Annotated in this window: 15 protein-coding genes and 1 pseudogene; 12 read left to right on the forward strand and 4 right to left on the reverse strand. The window is 63.2% G+C overall.

The features are described 5' to 3' along the window. Window positions 1-212 precede the first annotated feature (212 nt). The 4 genes from QMK32_RS06020 (at window position 213) to QMK32_RS06035 (ending at window position 4,184) form a co-directional block, all read left to right on the forward strand. A complete protein-coding gene (locus QMK32_RS06020; protein ID WP_283473671.1) occupies window positions 213-923 on the forward strand; it encodes a TMEM165/GDT1 family protein in 711 nt (236 codons plus the stop codon). 176 nt (window positions 924-1,099) lie between these two features. Next, complete coding sequence (locus QMK32_RS06025; protein WP_283473672.1) at window positions 1,100-2,260, forward strand: sensor histidine kinase; 1,161 nt, start codon at window positions 1,100-1,102, stop codon at window positions 2,258-2,260. Further along, on the forward strand, window positions 2,257-3,318 hold the full coding sequence (locus tag QMK32_RS06030; RefSeq protein ID WP_283473674.1) for a DUF8320 family protein: 1,062 nt from the start codon (window positions 2,257-2,259) through the stop codon (window positions 3,316-3,318). The genes QMK32_RS06025 and QMK32_RS06030 overlap by 4 nt, the downstream gene beginning before the upstream one ends. Window positions 3,319-3,416: 98 nt before the next feature. Continuing rightward, a complete protein-coding gene (locus tag QMK32_RS06035) occupies window positions 3,417-4,184 on the forward strand; it encodes an SDR family NAD(P)-dependent oxidoreductase (protein WP_084348186.1) in 768 nt (255 codons plus the stop codon). 136 nt (window positions 4,185-4,320) lie between these two features. On the opposite strand, the gene QMK32_RS06040 is transcribed toward QMK32_RS06035, so the two are convergent. After that, window positions 4,321-5,928 (reverse strand): TM0106 family RecB-like putative nuclease, encoded by a 1,608-nt coding sequence (locus QMK32_RS06040; protein ID WP_283473679.1) that lies wholly within the window; start codon window positions 5,926-5,928, stop codon window positions 4,321-4,323. Window positions 5,929-6,096: 168 nt separating this feature from the next. On the opposite strand from QMK32_RS06040, the gene QMK32_RS06045 reads away from it, so the two are divergent. The 6 genes and pseudogenes from QMK32_RS06045 to QMK32_RS06070 all read left to right on the forward strand — a co-directional run bounded on the left by QMK32_RS06045 (window position 6,097) and on the right by QMK32_RS06070 (window position 10,682). Then, window positions 6,097-6,747, forward strand: coding sequence for a DUF6474 family protein (locus tag QMK32_RS06045; RefSeq protein WP_283473681.1), 651 nt, complete (start codon window positions 6,097-6,099; stop codon window positions 6,745-6,747). A 21-nt stretch (window positions 6,748-6,768) separates the two neighbouring features. Further along, window positions 6,769-7,287, forward strand: coding sequence for a hypothetical protein (locus QMK32_RS06050; RefSeq protein WP_283473682.1), 519 nt, complete (start codon window positions 6,769-6,771; stop codon window positions 7,285-7,287). A 48-nt stretch (window positions 7,288-7,335) separates the two neighbouring features. After that, window positions 7,336-8,010 (forward strand): YcnI family copper-binding membrane protein, encoded by a 675-nt coding sequence (locus QMK32_RS06055; RefSeq protein WP_283473684.1) that lies wholly within the window; start codon window positions 7,336-7,338, stop codon window positions 8,008-8,010. Continuing rightward, window positions 8,007-8,519, forward strand: a pseudogene (locus QMK32_RS06060) (copper resistance CopC family protein); the annotation flags it as partial. The gene QMK32_RS06055 and the pseudogene QMK32_RS06060, both read left to right, overlap by 4 nt. A 137-nt stretch (window positions 8,520-8,656) precedes the next feature. Continuing rightward, window positions 8,657-9,583 carry a CopD family protein gene (locus tag QMK32_RS06065; protein ID WP_283473686.1) on the forward strand — a complete coding sequence of 309 codons (927 nt, stop codon included), beginning with the start codon at window positions 8,657-8,659 and terminating at the stop codon, window positions 9,581-9,583. Between the two features lie 226 nt (window positions 9,584-9,809). Then, the gene (locus tag QMK32_RS06070; RefSeq protein WP_283473688.1) at window positions 9,810-10,682 is read left to right on the forward strand and encodes a universal stress protein; all 873 of its coding nucleotides are present in this window, start codon (window positions 9,810-9,812) and stop codon (window positions 10,680-10,682) included. Here the strand turns inward: QMK32_RS06070 and QMK32_RS06075 are convergent, their stop codons facing one another. Then, complete coding sequence (locus QMK32_RS06075; protein ID WP_283473691.1) at window positions 10,683-11,279, reverse strand: hypothetical protein; 597 nt, start codon at window positions 11,277-11,279, stop codon at window positions 10,683-10,685. A gap of 28 nt (window positions 11,280-11,307) precedes the next feature. Beyond that, window positions 11,308-12,390 (reverse strand): GGDEF domain-containing protein, encoded by a 1,083-nt coding sequence (locus tag QMK32_RS06080; protein WP_283473692.1) that lies wholly within the window; start codon window positions 12,388-12,390, stop codon window positions 11,308-11,310. Window positions 12,391-12,706: 316 nt separating this feature from the next. Between QMK32_RS06080 and QMK32_RS06085 the strand changes: the two genes are divergently transcribed. Further along, a complete protein-coding gene (locus QMK32_RS06085; protein WP_269301909.1) occupies window positions 12,707-13,189 on the forward strand; it encodes a MarR family winged helix-turn-helix transcriptional regulator in 483 nt (160 codons plus the stop codon). Between the two features lie 58 nt (window positions 13,190-13,247). Then, a complete protein-coding gene (locus QMK32_RS06090; protein WP_502943546.1) occupies window positions 13,248-15,158 on the forward strand; it encodes an MDR family MFS transporter in 1,911 nt (636 codons plus the stop codon). A 166-nt stretch (window positions 15,159-15,324) separates the two neighbouring features. Here QMK32_RS06090 and QMK32_RS06095 read toward each other — a convergent pair whose 3' ends face one another. Continuing rightward, window positions 15,325-16,878, reverse strand: coding sequence for a succinic semialdehyde dehydrogenase (locus QMK32_RS06095; protein ID WP_269301911.1), 1,554 nt, complete (start codon window positions 16,876-16,878; stop codon window positions 15,325-15,327). Window positions 16,879-17,015: the final 137 nt, after the last annotated feature.

Genomic DNA, 17,015 nt, shown 5'->3' on the forward strand with positions numbered 1-17,015 from the left:
AGAAGTCTTCGGGCGTCCAAACTTAGTGCAGCAATGGACATTTGACGCTCACTCTCCTAACCTTGTCCCAGCGAAGGGGAGTAGCCCCCAATCGCTGTGTCGACATACTGGTTTCACGCCCCGGCGGTGTGGCCCGGCACAGTGAACCGCCTCGGACAACCCGGCGGTGGGCGAGACCTTCGGTCATGCAACCGACCGAGGAGTCCTGCTACATGCCGTCCGCCCTGCTTCTCAGTTTTGTGGTGATATTCATCGCCGAGCTCGGCGACAAGTCTCAGCTCATGGCCATGACGTTCGCACTGCGCTACCGCTGGTACGTAGTCATCGGTGGAATCACCGTCGCCACTACCGTCGTCCATCTGCTCTCCGTTGCCGTCGGCCACTTCCTCGGCCTGTCCATCCCGACGAATCTCATCGCGGTGATCGGTGGCATCGCATTCGTGATCTTCGGACTCTGGACGTTGCGCGGTGACTCGTTGTCCGACAACGAAGGCCAGAAAGCCGGTCGCGTCACGCGTTCCGCATTCCTGGCCATTGCGTCGGCATTTCTCCTCGCCGAATTAGGCGACAAGACCATGCTCGCGACGGTCACCCTCGCCACGGAGAACAATTGGATCGGCGTCTGGATCGGGTCGACCGTAGGCATGGTTGCCGCCGATGCGCTCGCAATCGTCCTCGGCGCAGTACTCGGAAAACACCTGCCCGAGAACGCCATTAGAATCGGCGCATCGGTGCTGTTCTTCGTCTTCGGGGTGTCGCTGCTGCTCGACGGGCTGTTCCCCGGTACCGCTGCCGCATCGATCGGTGCGGTCGCTGTGATCGGAATTTCTACAACGGTCATTACTGCGGTGATTCTGATGCGTCGCCGTCGAGCACGGGTGTCGCTGATATCGGAACAGGTTACTGGTGTGAACGAGAGGTGAATGCCCATACACTCCCGAATGGAGGGTGTATGGAAAACACAGGAGTGGAGCCTGCGGAACGACCAGGCTCAGCAGGAGTGGAGCCTGCGGAACGACCAGGCTCAGCAGGAGTGGAGCCTGCGGAACGACCAGGCTCAGCAGGAGTGGAGCCTGCGGAACGACCAGGCTCAGCAGGAGTGGAGCATCGGTCGCTGGATCGGTTGCTGCGCATGTTCGGACGGTTCGTCGGTACGGGATATGTCATATATTTTGCGCTGCTGTTCTCCGAGTTGGTGCGGACGGCGAATCTGACGGCATGGTGGTGGCCTCCGTTCGCCGGTGTCACGGTGTTCGGTTCCGGTGTCTTACTGGGTCTGGCAACGTTTTTGACCGATATCCGCTGGACTCGGGTCGCGGCTAGTGTGGCTGCGATTTCGTACCTGGTCGCTGTCTGTACATGGGTTGTGGCGTGGGACGGGATCTCGTTCGATGTGGCCGGGCACTATCTGTCGACGTTTCCTGGTCTTGCAACTCTCGCTGCTGCGCTTGTGTGGCGTCCGGGTGTGGTGGCTGCGTATCTGGTTACCGTGGTGTTCGTCATTCAGTGGTCCAATGCACGTGTCCGGCAACCGTTCGTCGAACCGACTTTGTTCGCGGACATTGCTTTCGCCGTCATGTTCTGCACCATTTTCGTTGCCGCTTTGCTCGGTGCGTTGCGCACGGCAAGGATTCTCGATGACACCATCGCTGCAACTCAGGCCAATGCTGCGAGCGCCGCTGCTGCGGCGGCCCGTGACGTCGAACGGGAGCGGTTCGACGCGCTCATTCACGACGGGGTGATGTCTTCGCTGCTGTCGGTGGCTCGCCAGGGCCGTACCGAGTCCGTGGCGAGGCAGGCCAGGGCGACGCTCGACCAGATGGATGCATTGCGTAGCTACTCCGTCGACAGTCGGTTCGACAGGGTGAATGCGATCGCGCATCTGCGCGCGGCAGCTACGGACGCCGACGAGTCCGTGTCGATCGAGGTCGGTGGGACGTCCGACCCGGGCACGACGTATCCGGCGGAGGCTGTTCGCGCCACTGGGGCAGCGCTGGCCGAGGCAGTCCGCAACAGCGTCAAGCATGCAGGCGAGGGGGCCTCCCGGATGGTGTCGGTGACTGCCGAGTCGGGTCGGCTTGCAGTGTCGGTGTCCGATGACGGCGCCGGGTTCGATCCCGATTCCATCCCACCGCATCGGCTGGGTGTCGCGGTGAGCATTCACGGTCGGATGCGGCAGCTCGACGGGGGGTCTGCCGTGGTCTTCAGTGCGGTCGGTGCTGGGACGACGGTGCATCTTCAGTGGGAAGCGCTCGCGTGAAGTTTCTCCGATGGCCTTCTCATGACGCGGAACGTCAGGACGTTCGCGACCTGCTCGGGATGCGGTCGCGCACTGCATATTTCATTGCCCTCCTGTTCTCTGCAGCGTGCCTGATCAGCGCCGTGACGACGGCGCCACCTGGGGCGAATTTCATTCCGCTGGCGTTGGCTGTCCTCATCAATGTGACCAGTTCACTGGTCTTGCTTACTGCACCGGGAGATCCACTCCCACTGCGCTATTCGTACCCATTGATGCTTTCCGGCCCGGTCGCGCTGTGGCTGGTCTTCGCGGTGATACCCGTCCCGGCGACCAATCCGCTGCAGACGTGGCCGCTCGGCGCATCAGTGGCGATTTACACGTTCATGTGCGTTCGGGGCAGGACATTGCTGGCCTGGATCGGTCTCGTCTCGCTCATCGGGTCCTCGGTACTGTGGGCCGTGGTCCGTGGCCAGGGCGCGGCGTACGGGTTGTCCTTCAGCCTGATCAACGCGGCACCGTTGCTGATGTCGACGTTCTTCGCATTCACCATTCGTCCGCTTGCACGGTCAATTTTCGAACTACGCCGCCAATCCACGATGAGGATCGCGACCGAGGCCGCTGCGTCGGCGGTCCTCGAGGAGCGCGACGCGCAACTGGAACGTCTGGACGAGCTTGCTCGGCCCCTGCTCGAGCGGACGGCGGCCGGTCCCGACCTCGGGCCCGATGAAGAACTTGCGTGCATAGTGCTCGAAGCCGATCTGCGAGATTCTCTTCGTGCTCGCGGGCTCCTCGACTCTCGGCTCCAGGAGTCTGTTCGAGCGGCGCGGATCCGTGGTGTCACGGTGGTGCTCCTCGACGATCGATCCGACGCCTTCCTCGCGTCGGATATTCGTACGGTCATGATGACGTCGGCGGTGGAGCACATCGACCGAATCGAGAGTGGCACTGCGACAGTGCGATTGCTTCCTGCCGGCCGTGAGGTCTTGGCGACCATTCTCGTCGATGGCGAACAGACGTATCGAGTCGAGTACGCGCCTGATGGTTCGTCGACGACACCTGACGAGGGTGCGCTTCGCTGACTCGGGTACCTCCTATCTCCGCGTCACGAACGCTCGACGGTTATGGTGCTCACGAGGCACGGGCCACATCGGGCCGCCAACAGCGAAGGGATTCGTCAGTGGAGATTTCGGGAACAGCAGCGCTGGTCACAGGAGGCGCGTCGGGCCTCGGGGCTGCGACGGCCAAGCGTCTCGCCGATGCGGGCGCCACGGTATTCGGCCTCGATCTGGCACAGTCCATCGAGCGTGCGGGTGACAGCGTCCCGGCGGGGGTGACGTTGATCCCTGCCGACGTCACGAGCGAGGCCGAGGTCGAGGCGGCTCTGGACAAGATCGCCGAAGCGGGCGTACCGCTCCGCATCGTGGTGAACTGCGCCGGCGTCGGCTGGGCAGGACGCATTTTGTCCAAGAAGGGCCCGCACGACCTGGAGCTCTTCCGCACGGTCATCACCATCAACCTGCTCGGCACGTTCAATGTCATGCGTCTGGCTGCCAATCGGATCCAGTCGCTGTCCACGGTCGACGATTCGGGTCAGCGCGGTGTGATCGTCAACACCGCATCGGTGGCAGCGTTCGAAGGCCAGATCGGACAGATCGCGTACACCGCTTCCAAGGGTGGCGTACACGCGATGACGATCACTGCCGCACGCGACCTGGCTCAGTTCGGTATTCGTGTCAACACGATTGCACCGGGCATCGTCGACACTCCGATGCTCGCGGGCGTCACCGAGGAGTACCGCAAGGGCCTCGAGGCGAGCGTTCCGTTCCCGTCGCGCCTCGCTCAGCCGTCCGAATACGCACAGTTGGTGCAGATGATCGCCGAGCACGATTACCTCAACGGCGAGACCATCCGCATGGACGGCGCGATTCGTATGGCTCCGCGCTAATTCGATCGCTTCAATGGTCCACTCATACGATTAGATAGCTACAGGGTGACATTCAAGCGGTGGGCGGAACTTTCACCCATCGCTTGAATGGTCCACTCATACGATCAGGGCGCCATTCAAGCGTCCGAGCCCGCGGTCAGACTGCCGCGCGCAACGATTCGAGTGTCGGGATCTCGATCTCGGCTCGATCGCTCATCCATTCGCGGAGCACCTTCGTTGCCCGGACGTCGTCCTCGTTGTAGACCAACAGGCGTTCGCGCTGTGTCGCATCGGGTTCGGCGTCGTAGCCGACCGCCTCGCGGTACCACCCCATCGATGCCTCACCGCCGGCCTCGGCGTCACGCCATTCGAAGCCTGCCACGGGTGCAATCTTCTTCAGGCCCTTGCCATTCGGGCAGATGAACTGATCACTGACGGCCTGATAGATATCGACCCACTGCTCGCTGTCGATGAACTCGCGAATCTCCGCCTCGGACGGTACTCCACTGATGTCGCCGAAGCGTCGTGCCGAATCCAGTAGCCACTTGTCCTCGGCCGCCCGCGAATAGCAGTACGCCGCGAATGTCTTGCCGCGCGCAGCAGCGTCGGCCCGTTTACCCATGAGCCAGGCCCAGAATTCGGCGAAGGAACGCCCCTCGTCCACGGTCGGAAGGGGATCCCACGTGACGAAGCCGCGGTACTCCGCCGGCGGCCCGCCCTTCTCCGTCAGCAACGTGCCCCACATGTAGGCGCCGTGTTCCTGGTAGCTCTCCATGTCCACGTCGACCTCGACGTCGGCGCGGTGAACCGACACCGTGTCCGTGCGACGCAACAGGGGCACTCCGGCTCGCCAGGCAGTCGCGGCTGCTACGGCATCGGTGAAACTGCCGAACGGCCAGTTGTCGGGCTCGGGGCCGGAGAAGTCGGCCAGTTCGTCGATTGTGGACACACCCTGCTCACGCAGGGCATCGGCCCGCATGCCCGATGCCACCAGGCTGACATCGCGATTGGCGACCAGTTGCGGACGGCAGTCCGTCCACCACGGGCACGATCGACACTCACTGACTTGCGAGGGCACAGTGAAGCTCTCCCCCCGAGCGACGGAGAGCCGGTCGAGGAATCGGGCGTCGTATACGTCGAACACGGTGGTCAGGTCATGAACGAGGATGCATTCTGCGCGGTAGCCGATTGCACCACCTTCGGCGTTCGGGCTGGCGATGCCCTCGAAGTCGAGCATGCGGTAGAGGTGCGCGAGACGCAGTTGATCGCGGAGTTGGCTACGGACCTTCCTAGTCTCGTCCACCACGGGCGCCCATTCGATCAACGGTGACGTGCGCGCCCCGCGACCGGGGTCGGTGACCTTGTGATTGACCACGATGATCGGGATGTATCCGCCGTCGACGGGATCGAGCATCAAAATCTCGCTACGCCCGCGTCGTCCGGTCGTCCGTTCGATCGGTAGGACGGCATTCCAGATCCATGGGACGCGGCGTCGGCACGCGGCCATCGTCAGTTCCGATGCGGTGCGGGCATCGGGCGCCTCGATCTCGGTCCACCCGTCCAAAGCCTCCGACAAATTGGATCTGATGGCGTCGCGCTGCGCGCGGGCTGCTTCACGGCGTTGACGAACCGCTGGATTCTCCGGTTCCTGCCGCAGCAACGCCGAGTAGGCCGTGTCCAGATACAACCGGTGTCTGCATCGCGTCAGCGACCCGGCATCGATGAGCACCGATGCCCCTCGTTCCACTGCGCGTTGGCTCGTCACGACCCGAGCCTATGTCCCCGTACCGACAGCAATGACACCGAGCGACGACGAAGCTGCGCGAAGTGCGGGGCGCAGATGTTCTCGGAGCCATCCGTACCGATAGGCTGTGTCAAGCAATTGTGCGCGCGCCGCGCCGAACCGCCGAAGTTGACGTAAGGGGCCTTGTCGATGGGTTTGTTCCGTAAGCGCAAGGGTCGTGCCACTCGTAAGGCCGAAGCCAAGGCGCTCAAGCACAAAGCGACGTTGGAAGCGAAGTTCGGCGCCAAGAACGAACGCAAGCAGCTGAAGTCGATCGCGAAGGCACAGGGCAAGCTGAACGCGGTGGAGGCCAAGTCCTCGAAGAACGTCGAGAAGGCTCAGGTTGCGGCCTTGAAGGCGCAGCAGAAAGCTGCGATGCAGGGCAAGTTCTCGGCGGCTCAGGTCCGCAAGTACATCGGTATTGCGCGGGTGCTGATTCCGGTACTGACGCCCATCGTCTACCGAGGTGCAGCCCTCGTACGCGGCAAGCTCGACGAACGCAAAGCCTCTCAGCTCGGCATCAATCCTGCCGAGCTCGGCCAGTACACCGGTTACGGTGCCAAGCTCAGCGCCCGTATCGCCGGTGCCGAGAAATCGCTGGAGAAGGTCACCTCAGGCTCCGGTGATGCCGAGACGACCAAGTTCGCCGACGCTATCTCCCAGCGACTCACCGACCTCGGAACCGCTGTGCGCACGTCCGAGCAGATGCCGGTCCCGCGTCGCAAAGCTGCCCACAATGCGATCTCGGCCGAACTCGACGGCATCGAAGCAGACCTGCTCGCCCGCCTCGGCGTCCGCTAGCACCCGAATTCACCGATCCCGATGACCACACCGGCAGCCTCACTTCGCGGCGGAGCTGTCGGTGCCCTGACGGTCACACTCGCCGTCGCGGCCCACGGCAGCGCGGGCGGCGGTTATCCGAGCGGGTCGGCATTGATGTTCCTGTTGGTCGTCGGTGTGGGTGTGGGTGCGCTCGCGACGATGCCCGCGCCGGGAATGGTCCGTCTTCTCGGTGGGCTGATGATCGGGCAATTCGCCGCTCACTTGGCGCTCGCGGCCGGAAGCCCGCAGGAGATGACGCACAACCACTCGGTGCTCCCAAGTGCGTCGATGATTGCCTTCCACCTTGCGGCCTCGACCGTTGCGGCAGTTCTCGTCTGCACTGCCGAGAGGTTGTACGGGCCGATCACCTCGATCGTGCGCGCGGTTCTCGACCCGCCACTCCCCCTTCCCGACGCGTCAGCCGGCGGGTACGTCGGGGCGGTCGGGTTCGAGCTGTCTCCGCAACACCGATTCACGACGTCGATCTCGAGGCGTGGGCCACCCGATTCGCTGCGGTAAGCGAGTCGAAGAGATAGGCCCACACACCCTTTCGAGAAGGAATCCTCCATGAACAGCTTCATTCGTCGTGCCTCGATCATTGCGGGCGCCGCTTCGTTGGCACTGGTAGTCGGGACAGGCGCGGCTTCCGCGCACGTTTCGGTTGTTGCGCCGGGCGCCGAGCAGGGCGGTTACACAGTTCTGACGTTCCGTGTTCCGACCGAATCCGACACTGCTGCAACGACGTCGGTGAAGGTGGAGCTGCCGGGTCTGAACTCGGCACGCACACAGCCCATTCCGGGATGGACGTCGACGGTCGACAAGAACCCTGAAGGTCTCGCCACTGCCGTGACCTGGACGGCAAGTCCCGGCTCCGAGGTCGGTCCGGGACAGTTCCAGCAGTTCCTGCTCTCTGCGGGCCCACTGCCGGAGCAGGAGACGGTCAGTTTCCCGGCGACGCAGACCTACACCGACGGCAAGGCCGTTGCCTGGAACGAGGAGCCTGCTGCCGACGGCAGTGAGCCGGAGTACCCGGCGCCGTCGGTGACTCTCGCGGCCGCTGATGCCTCCGGCGACGGGCACGGGCAGGCAAGCGCGGCGGAGACCAGCTCGGACACCGCGGAAGCAAGCACCGAGTCGGGGTCGGACAACACGGCCCGTTGGCTGGCAGGTGTCGCACTCGTTCTCGGTGCGCTCGGCGCGGCGCTCGGAATCGGTGCAGCAGTGCGGGGACGCCGGTCATGAGGAAGCTCGTCGTTGCCTTGCTCGCGGTGTCGGCACTGATTCTCGGCGCACCGATCGCGTCGGCGCATTCGATCGTCACCGGATCGAGCCCTGAGGAAGGTGCCGACATCGCAGCAGGACCTGCTCAGGTGTCCGTCACCTTCAACGAGACGCCGCAGTCCCAGTTCGCGACGCTCAATGTGGTTGGGCCCGATGGCAACTTGTGGTCCAAGGGCGATCCGCGGATCGAGGCACAAAGCATCGTCGTCGACGTCGGCGAGCTTGGTCCGGTAGGCCAGTACACGGTGGCATACCGGGTGACCTCGGCCGATGGTCATCCCATCAGTGGGACGCGTACGTTCACCCTCACCCAGGAGGGATCGGGCACACCTGGTGCGGCCGCAGACGCCGATGCGGGTGCCGATGCATCTTCGGAGTCCGACGGAGTTCCGCTGTGGCCGTTCTTGATTGTCGGTGGGCTGGTGTTCGGCGGTGCTCTCGCCTACGCACTGCGTAAGCCGAAGGACGAGCGTAAGCCGAAGGACGAGCGTAAGCCGAAGGACGAGCGTAAGCCGAAGGACGAGCGGAAGCCGAAGGACGAGCGGAAGCCGAAGGACGAGCGGAAGCCGAAGGACGAGCGGAAGCCGAAGGAAGACAGCTGAGCGTAGTGCGCGAGTTCCGCCGGAGGTGGATGCTCGCAGCGGCGGTGTCGGGGATCCTCGGGGTGGGTGCGGCCTGGTTGCTCGCCCATCCCGAGGGCCCCGATCCGTCGGCAGTGGTCCGGGTGCTCGCCGATTGCCTCGGAGCCACTGCGTTGGGTCTCGCGCTGCTGCGCACCGAACTGTTCCCGGTGCGCAGCAGGCCCACGGTATGGCGGCAGGTCGCTGCCGTCGGGGGTCTGTGGACCGTCGCGGAAGTCGCATTGTTGGTCGATGCCGCCGCCGAGTCTTTCGGCGGCGGCATCACTGGGCTTCCGATGGCCCAGTTCGGTACTTATCTCACCGATATCACCGTCGGTCGTCTTGGAGTCGTGACGGTGTTGTGCACCGCGATCGTGTCCGGTTACGCGCTGCTCGCCTATCGACGCGGGAGTGATGTATCCCCGATACCCATCGTGGTGTTCACCGTGATCGCGCTCGTCGCGCGGCCGATCACCGGTCATATGTCACAGCAGTTGTTCGGCGGATTGTTCGCCGCGGTGCACACGGTTGCTGCCGCGGTATGGCTCGGGGTTCTGGCGGCAATGGCGTCGACTCTTCGGGCGAAGGGTGCATGGGCGACGACGCTTCCGGTCTACTCGCGGCTCGCCTGGTGGTCGGTATGGATATTGGCGGTGAGTGGGACGGTGAATGCAGCGGTGAGGATCGGCGGGTTCGGCGCCCTGTTGGACACCGGCTACGGACGCATCGTGTTGGCGAAGACCGTCGTCCTGATTCTTCTCGTAGTGCTCGCACGCCGAATTCGGTTGACCTGGCTCGTTTCTGCCGCAGCGCATCGAACGAAGGCAGAAGAGTCGATCGTCCGCGCGGCTGTGCACGTGTGCGTCATTGCCGTCGTGTTCGGTCTCGCGGCGGCTCTCGCCACGACAGCATGACCATGGCTTCGGGATTACACGAAAAGTTTTACAGCACCGGCAATCTCGCCGGTTCCGTTGCTCACATAGCTGCTTGATCGCGGAGCTGGAGTGCAACTGACGGGCTAGGCTCGAAGTGTCCGAAAGCCCATATATCGGGGTCGAGGAACAGCGGTGTCGGTGACACCTGGTCCAGTCGGGGGCTGGGACTCGGCGCCGAGTGAAGCTATGAAGGAGCGAAAACCTTATGAGCACTGTGTTGCCTGTGGTTGCTGGAGTCGACGGGTCGCCTGCCTCGCTGGACGCGGCGGTGTGGGCATCGAACGCCGCGAAGCGCCGTGGCTTGCCGCTACTTCTCGTGTCGGTCACGCCTGTCTCGCCCGGTGTTCTCAGTGTTCTGGTGCCATTGCCGCAGGAGTTTTACGACGACCAGCGCCAGTTGACGACAAACGTATTGCACGAGGCTCTCACGCGGGTGCGCGCAGAACTCGGTGACGACGCGCTGGTGATCGACACGAAGGCAGTCACCGGAATGCCGGCGGCGGAGTTGCTGGCGTGTTCGAAGCAGGCCGCAACGATCGTCACGGGCACACGTGGGCTCGGAGAGCTGACCGCTGGGTTGGCCGGCTCGGTGAGCTCGGCGCTGATCGGGCATGCGGGGTGTCCGGTAGTGGTCATCCACGGCGGCAAGCCACAGTCGAACGCCAGCACAGGCCCGGTAGTGGTCGGAGTCGATGGCACTGACAACAGTGTCCCGGCAGTGGCGGCCGCGTTCGAGGAAGCGTCACTGCGCTCGGTGGACTTGGTTGCAGTGCATGCCTTTTCGGACGTGCTGTTGGCGTCGTGGTTCGAGGACGATTGGGTGTCGATCGAAGAGGCGGAGCGTGCGGTGCTCTCCGAGCAGCTCGCCGGCTACGCCGATCGGTATCCGGATGTGAAGGTACGTGCGGTGGTGTCGAAGGACCGTCCGGTGAACTCTCTGCTCGAGCACGCCGACCAAGCGTCGTTGATCGTGGTCGGTAGCCGCGGGAGGGGTGGATACATGGGCATGCTGTTGGGTTCGACCAGCCGCGCGATCGTGCATACCGCCGAAGTGCCGGTCATGATCGTCCGGCACTGACTACAAGTGTTGGCGACGAAGGTGTTCGAGAAACTCTCGACGTGAGTCGCGGCCGGCCTGTCGTTGTCGAGCAGAGGCGTCGAGGTGGGCGCGTAATTCGATGTGCCAGCGGCGGGTTGCAATGTTGATGCGATCGGCCAATGTCGTCAATTGGGTAAGGGTCGCGGTGATGGCGGCGTCGACGTCGTCACCGCGGAGATGATCGCCCGAGATCGTCAGGACGAACAGCGGCCCAGCACGGAACAGATGGTGCGAGAGGACGCCGTGAACACTCGCATGAAAGGGCGGTGAGTCTGTGGGGCGGTAGTTCCACAGAAAATGCGGGCCGGTGACAGCGATGTCGACGACCACCCGGGGTCGGTGGTGGGATTCGCCGTCAGCTGTCTGGACGAGGGCATCACCCGGTCGGGCTTCGGAGAGCTCACTGCGACGGGGTACGCCCAGGGGTTCGAGGGCGAACTCGGTGCTTACATGGTCGATGGCGGCGGCGGGGTCGGCCATGAAGCGGGCCTCGTCGATGTTCTCCAATGCCGCGTGGGCAGATGCGAGGCGTTCCCTCAGGAACTGCTCGAGATCGTTGTTTTGAAGTCCGCCCACGCACTGATCATGCCTCGAGTTCGCACCATCACTCTTCGAGGCTCCGCAGTTTGGTCGACGGGGGCGTCGTCGACGCCGGCCACCTTCTGTCTTCCGACGCGTACTCACAGTCGTGGGGGTAGTAGAGGGTGTCGCCACCTGCGTGTTTGGCTGCATACATCGCGGTGTCCGCGCGGGTGTAGACCGTGTCGAACGTGGCGACGAGATCAGACGCGTCGGTGTGCGCCACTCCGATACTCACGGTAACTCCCGGATGCAATTCTGGCGCCAAGCGTGCCTGCAACTCGTCGGCCTGCGCGATCACGTCGGCCGGGTCGATGTGAGTGACCACGGCGAATTCCTCACCACCGGTTCGGGCAGTGACAGCCGGAGGACCGAACGCCGCGTAAATCGCATTCGCGACGGTGCGCAGTACGGCGTCACCGTGAGCATGGCCATGTCGATCGTTGACGGCTTTGAAGTCGTCGAGATCGATGACCATCACCGTCACCACCCCCACCCGATCGCCGATCTCCGTGATCGCAGCGGCGAGCCCTCGCCTGTTGCGGAGTCCGGTCAATGGATCGAAGAGCGCTTTCGACGCTTCCCGGCGCAGCACCAGCAACAGGACATAGGAGAACGTGGGCGCAGAGAACAACAACAAGATCAACAAAACGAGATATGCGCACGCTACGACGGCGTCCCCACCGGGTTCGGCCAGTGCCCGCGCAAACAGGACACCTACTACTACTGCAGACCCAACCTGGTGGGCGACGATCATCTTGGGACTGTGGAAGACGGCGATATAGCCACCGTTCACGGCAAGTCCCGCCGCGCACGGCAACGCAACGAACGGGTCGGCGAGCATCAGCAGCGCTGCGGCAATTCCCACTTCGATGACGGCTACGAACACACGTGAGTAGGTTTGGGTTGGCCAGGGTCCGCGCACCCACAATGCGCCGAGCACTATCCCGATGGCCGCGAGGCAGTAGGCCAGGCCCCGCCCCAACCCGTCGGGCACTCCTGCTGGAGTGAAAGTCGCCAGAACGCACAACACGGTATAAAGCCAGCACCAGGTTCCCAGCGCGATGCGGGCGTGCCGCAGAAGCGGATTGGAGCGCCGGGATTCCACTGTCCAAGTGTGGTCGGCGGGTTGAGACCACCATCGGGTGAACGAGCGCATACTCGGGAGGGCCTTTCGTACGAGAGGGTTCCGTTACTACAGCCCGAAATGTGTGGGCCGACCCCCTCGTCCGCAGCAACGTACCTCATTGTGACAGAGACAAGGACGAACGGTCCGATAGCGGTGGGCCGTCTCGGTCCGGTGCGCAACCGGACACTTTCACGCAACTGTGACGAACAATATTGGTAAAACAGTTGTTTACCTCAAGTACTTATCTATATGGTTGCGTACAGCAAGTAATTGACATTGAACCGTTGGAGCACTTATGGCAGTAGCCACCACCACAGCAGAAGCGCTCGTCGAAGAGGTTTTCCTATTCGCTCGCACTCTGCGACGGGCCGTGACCACCGGAGATGAAAGCTCGCCTCTGCCGCAAGCCTTGACTGGAGTACTCACCATTCTCGCGACAGAAGGTGAGTGCCGCCAGACCGACCTCGCCAACAGACTGTGTGTCAGCCAGTCGGCGCTCAGCCGACAGATCGCAGATCTCGTCGAGCTAGGACTTATCGACAGAAAGCCCGACCCCGACGACAAACGCGCCTCACGTGTGTGTGTTTCGGCAGAAGGCCGGCAGAAGTTGACGGCGATCTGGGACGGCCGCGCCCGGCGACTACGGGAGTTGCTGTGCGATTGGAGTGAGGGTCAAGCACTCGACGCACTCCATTCGATCCGCCGGCTCAACAACACCTTTACCGAAGACGCGCTCGTCCAGCATGACGCAGCGCACTTGAAATTGATTGCGAGATGACCCTATGACCACAGGTACCGACGCTCCGCCAACCAAGGCCGCGGCCGATCCGGACGCGATGACCCACCGGCAGATCCTCGAAGCCCTCACCGGTCTACTTGCCGCGTTGTTCACCGCACTGCTGAGTACGACCATCGTCGCGACTGCACTGCCCACTATTATCGGTGACCTCGAAGGTTCGCAGACTGCGTACGCGTGGGTCATCACTACCGCACTACTTGCCAACGCCGCGTCGACCCCCATCTGGGGCAAGCTCGCCGACCTCTTCAACAAGAAGGTGCTCGTCCAGTCGGCGATCATCATCTTCGTCCTCGGCTCGATCATGGCCGGTTTCTCACACAACGTCCCGGTCTTGTTGGCTGCCCGCGTAGTTCAGGGCATCGGCATGGGCGGGTTGACGGCACTCGTCATCGCCATCATCGGAACCATCGTCTCCCCACGTGACCGTGGCCGGTATTCCGGCTACACGGGTGCTGTCATGGCAGTGGCCATGTCCGGCGGCCCGATCCTGGGCGGCATCATCGTCGACAGCCCCCTCGGCTGGCGCTGGTGCTTCTTCGTCTGCGTACCTTTGGCTGTCGTTGCCCTCGTCTTGGTGCAGAGGACCCTGCACATCCAGACCGTCCGCAAGCAGAACGTCTCCATCGACTGGCTCGGCGCACTCCTCCTCACAGCAGGTGTATCCGTTCTCCTGGTATGGGTTTCGTTCGCAGGCAAGGCCGACTACTACGCTTGGTTCTCGCGTGAGACCGCAATGCTCGTCGGTGGTGGCCTACTACTCCTCGTGCTGACAGTTTTTGTCGAATCACGACACTCGTCACCGATCATCCCGCTCAAGATCGTTACCGAGCGCACCACCGGGCTGGCAATCATCGCGTCCATCGCAGTCGGCGTCGGCCTCTTCGGAGCTACCACGTTCCTCGGACAGTACTTCCAGACCGCACGCGGCTACTCCCCTACCGATGCCGGATTGCTCTCTATCCCAATGGTGTTCGGCATGCTCGTCGCCTCGGTCGGATCCGGGCAGTTGATCACCAAGTTCGGGAAGTGGAAGCCCTTCATCATCGCCGGTTCGGTACTGCTGGTCATCGGATTCTTTCTCCTCGGCACCATCGACCATCAAACCAGTTTGTGGACAGTCGGTATCTTCACCACCATCGTCGGCCTCGGTACCGGCATGCTGATGCAGAACCTCGTTCTCGCCGTCCAGAACACGGTCAGCGTGCAGAATATCGGGGCTGCCTCGTCGACCGTGGCGTTCTTCCGAACCTTCGGTGGCGCAATCGGCGTCTCCGTTCTCGGATCGCTCCTGGCGACCCGCGTCGCCGAGAAGTCCGCGTCCGGTCTGGCCGAACTGGGGGTCGACACCTCGGGCGGCGGATCGTCGTTGGATCTCGACGTCCTGCCACCACCGGTCGCATTGGTCATTCGTACCGCCTACGGTGACGCGACAGGACGCATCTTCCTCATCGCCGCATTCGTTGCACTCATCACGTTGATCGCAGTGCTGCTGATCCCGAATCGTCCGCTACGTCAGACGATCGACATCGCACAGGCTCCTGAACCCGGTGAGCAGACCGCCGAGATCCCGTCGTTCGGTACGGCTCGCGAATACTTGGCACCAGAGGTCGACGAGCACGACGTCACTGGCCGCCACGAGGCGCCGGCAGGATCGGTACCGTTCGCAGGTCTGAGCGTCGATGCCCGCGATCGTCTACTGAACCTGCTGCTCCCCGAGCCCAAGGGCACCTTGGAGGCTCTCGACGAGGCAGAGACCATTCGCGCTCAGGTCGTTACGCTGCAACAGGAACTCGACGCCAAAATGCTCGATTTCGATGCGGTGTGCGAGCGACTCCGTCGCCTCGGTCTCAGCGAGGACCAGATTGCACGGGTACTCGGTGACAGTCACATCCCCGACCCTCACCAGAATTACGTGAGTTCGGCACCGAACGGCTACCGCGTCAACTAGTTCACGAAAGAGTAAGGGCCCCACACCATCCAGCGTGGGGCCCTTACTCGTACGGCATCAGGAGTCACGCCCGAACCTCGCACCCTTTTTACCGACCTGCGTGCCACATTCGCGTCCGAGCGGGGGCGCGCGGTTCACAAAAAGGGTGTGAGGTCAGCACAAAGTACTACCGACCCGGGATGTACTGCAGAGCCTTCACGAACGCAGGCATGATCTTCGCCCAGAGCTTCGGGGAAATCCCGCGCGGCCCACCGAGGTTGAGCAGCCGCGTCGTCGCGACCGTCTGAGACTCGGTGTACTTGAGCAGCCCGTCCGGTCCGTGACGGCGTCCCATGCCGGAGACTCCCATGCCGCCCATCGGCGCGCCGGTTGTTCCCCAAGCGGGGGCGTAACCTTCGTCGACATTGACAGTTCCCGAGTGCAGACGCACGGCGATCGCTTCACCCTGCGCTTTGGTCTTGGCCCAGACACTGCCGTTCAAACCGTAATCGGTGTCGTTGGCCTTGGCGATGGCTTCCTCGACGTCGGCGACTGGGTAGATGGACACGAGTGGGCCGAAAGTTTCGTTCGCGGCGCACTCCATTTCGTCGGTGACGCCGGTGAGTACGGTCGGCTCGTAGAACAGCGGGCCGACGTCGGGCCGCGCCTTGCCGCCGGCAATCACTGTGGCGCCCTTCGCTTTGGCATCGTCGACGTGCGCCGAGACGGTCTTGATCTGGTCCTCGGAGACGAGGCTCCCCATTTCGATACCGAACTCGTAGTCGGCGCCGAGTGACATGTTGCGGACGCGCTCACCGAATGTGGCGGTGAACTCGGCGGCGATCGACTTCTCGACGTAGATCCGCTCGATCGCGATACACAGCTGGCCCGAGTTGGAGAAGCAGGCGCGCACTGCCGCGTCGGATACGGTCCGAAGGTTGGCGCCCTGGGCGACGATCATGGCGTTCTTGCCGCCGAGTTCGGCGGAGAAACCGATGAGCCGACGCCCCGCCTGCTCGGCAAGCAATTTGCCCGTCGCAGAGGATCCGGTGAACATGAGGTACTCGGTGTTCTCGACGAGGGCAGTACCGACGACCGAGCCGGGCCCGGGAACAACGGCGAGCAGGTCACGCGGCAGGCCTGCCTTGTAGAGCAGTTCGACGACGGCGAGGGCGCAGTAGGGCGTCTGGGAGTCGGGCTTGAGTACGACTCCGTTGCCTGCCAGCAGGGCTGCGATGGCATCGGATACCGCAAGAGTCATCGGGTAGTTCCACGGCGAGATGACGCCGACGATGCCCTTGGGCTGGTAGTGGACGGTGGTCTTCGTCAACACAGGGAGCATGCCGGTGACGCGCTTGGGCGCCAGGAGCTTGGCTGCCACACGGGCGTAGTGCCGTGACGTCATCGCGATGTCCAGCACTTCTTCTTGAGCGGCGGCGCGGGATTTGCCGGTCTCGGCCTGAGCCATATCCATCAGCTCGTCACGATGCGCCAACACCAGGTCACGGTACCTGTGGAAGATTTCCGCTCGCTCGGACACCGGGCGTTTCGCCCACGCCTTCTGCGCGATGCGAGCCCGCGCGATGGCGTCGGTGGCGTCGGCGGCGGTACCTACCGGGATGGTCGCCAGTTCCTTGCCGGTGAACACCTCGGTGATCGACTTCGTCGGGCGGTCGGCGGCATTCGGAATTGCGATCAGTTCAGCGAGCCTGGAGAAGGTCGCAGTGGACGGAGCTGGCATATCGATACCCCTACTGGTGAGTAGTTCTTGGAGTTACACCTAACGTACCTGGTCGATGGCTCGTAGCACCTAGGGCAGTGGGCGTGGTGTTCCAGTTGCTTTCTTGTTGGGGATGGGACCCCGCCCACACTGCGTGC

It is taken from the genome of Rhodococcus sp. H29-C3 (assembly GCF_030063405.1).
Lineage (GTDB): Bacteria > Actinomycetota > Actinomycetes > Mycobacteriales > Mycobacteriaceae > Rhodococcoides.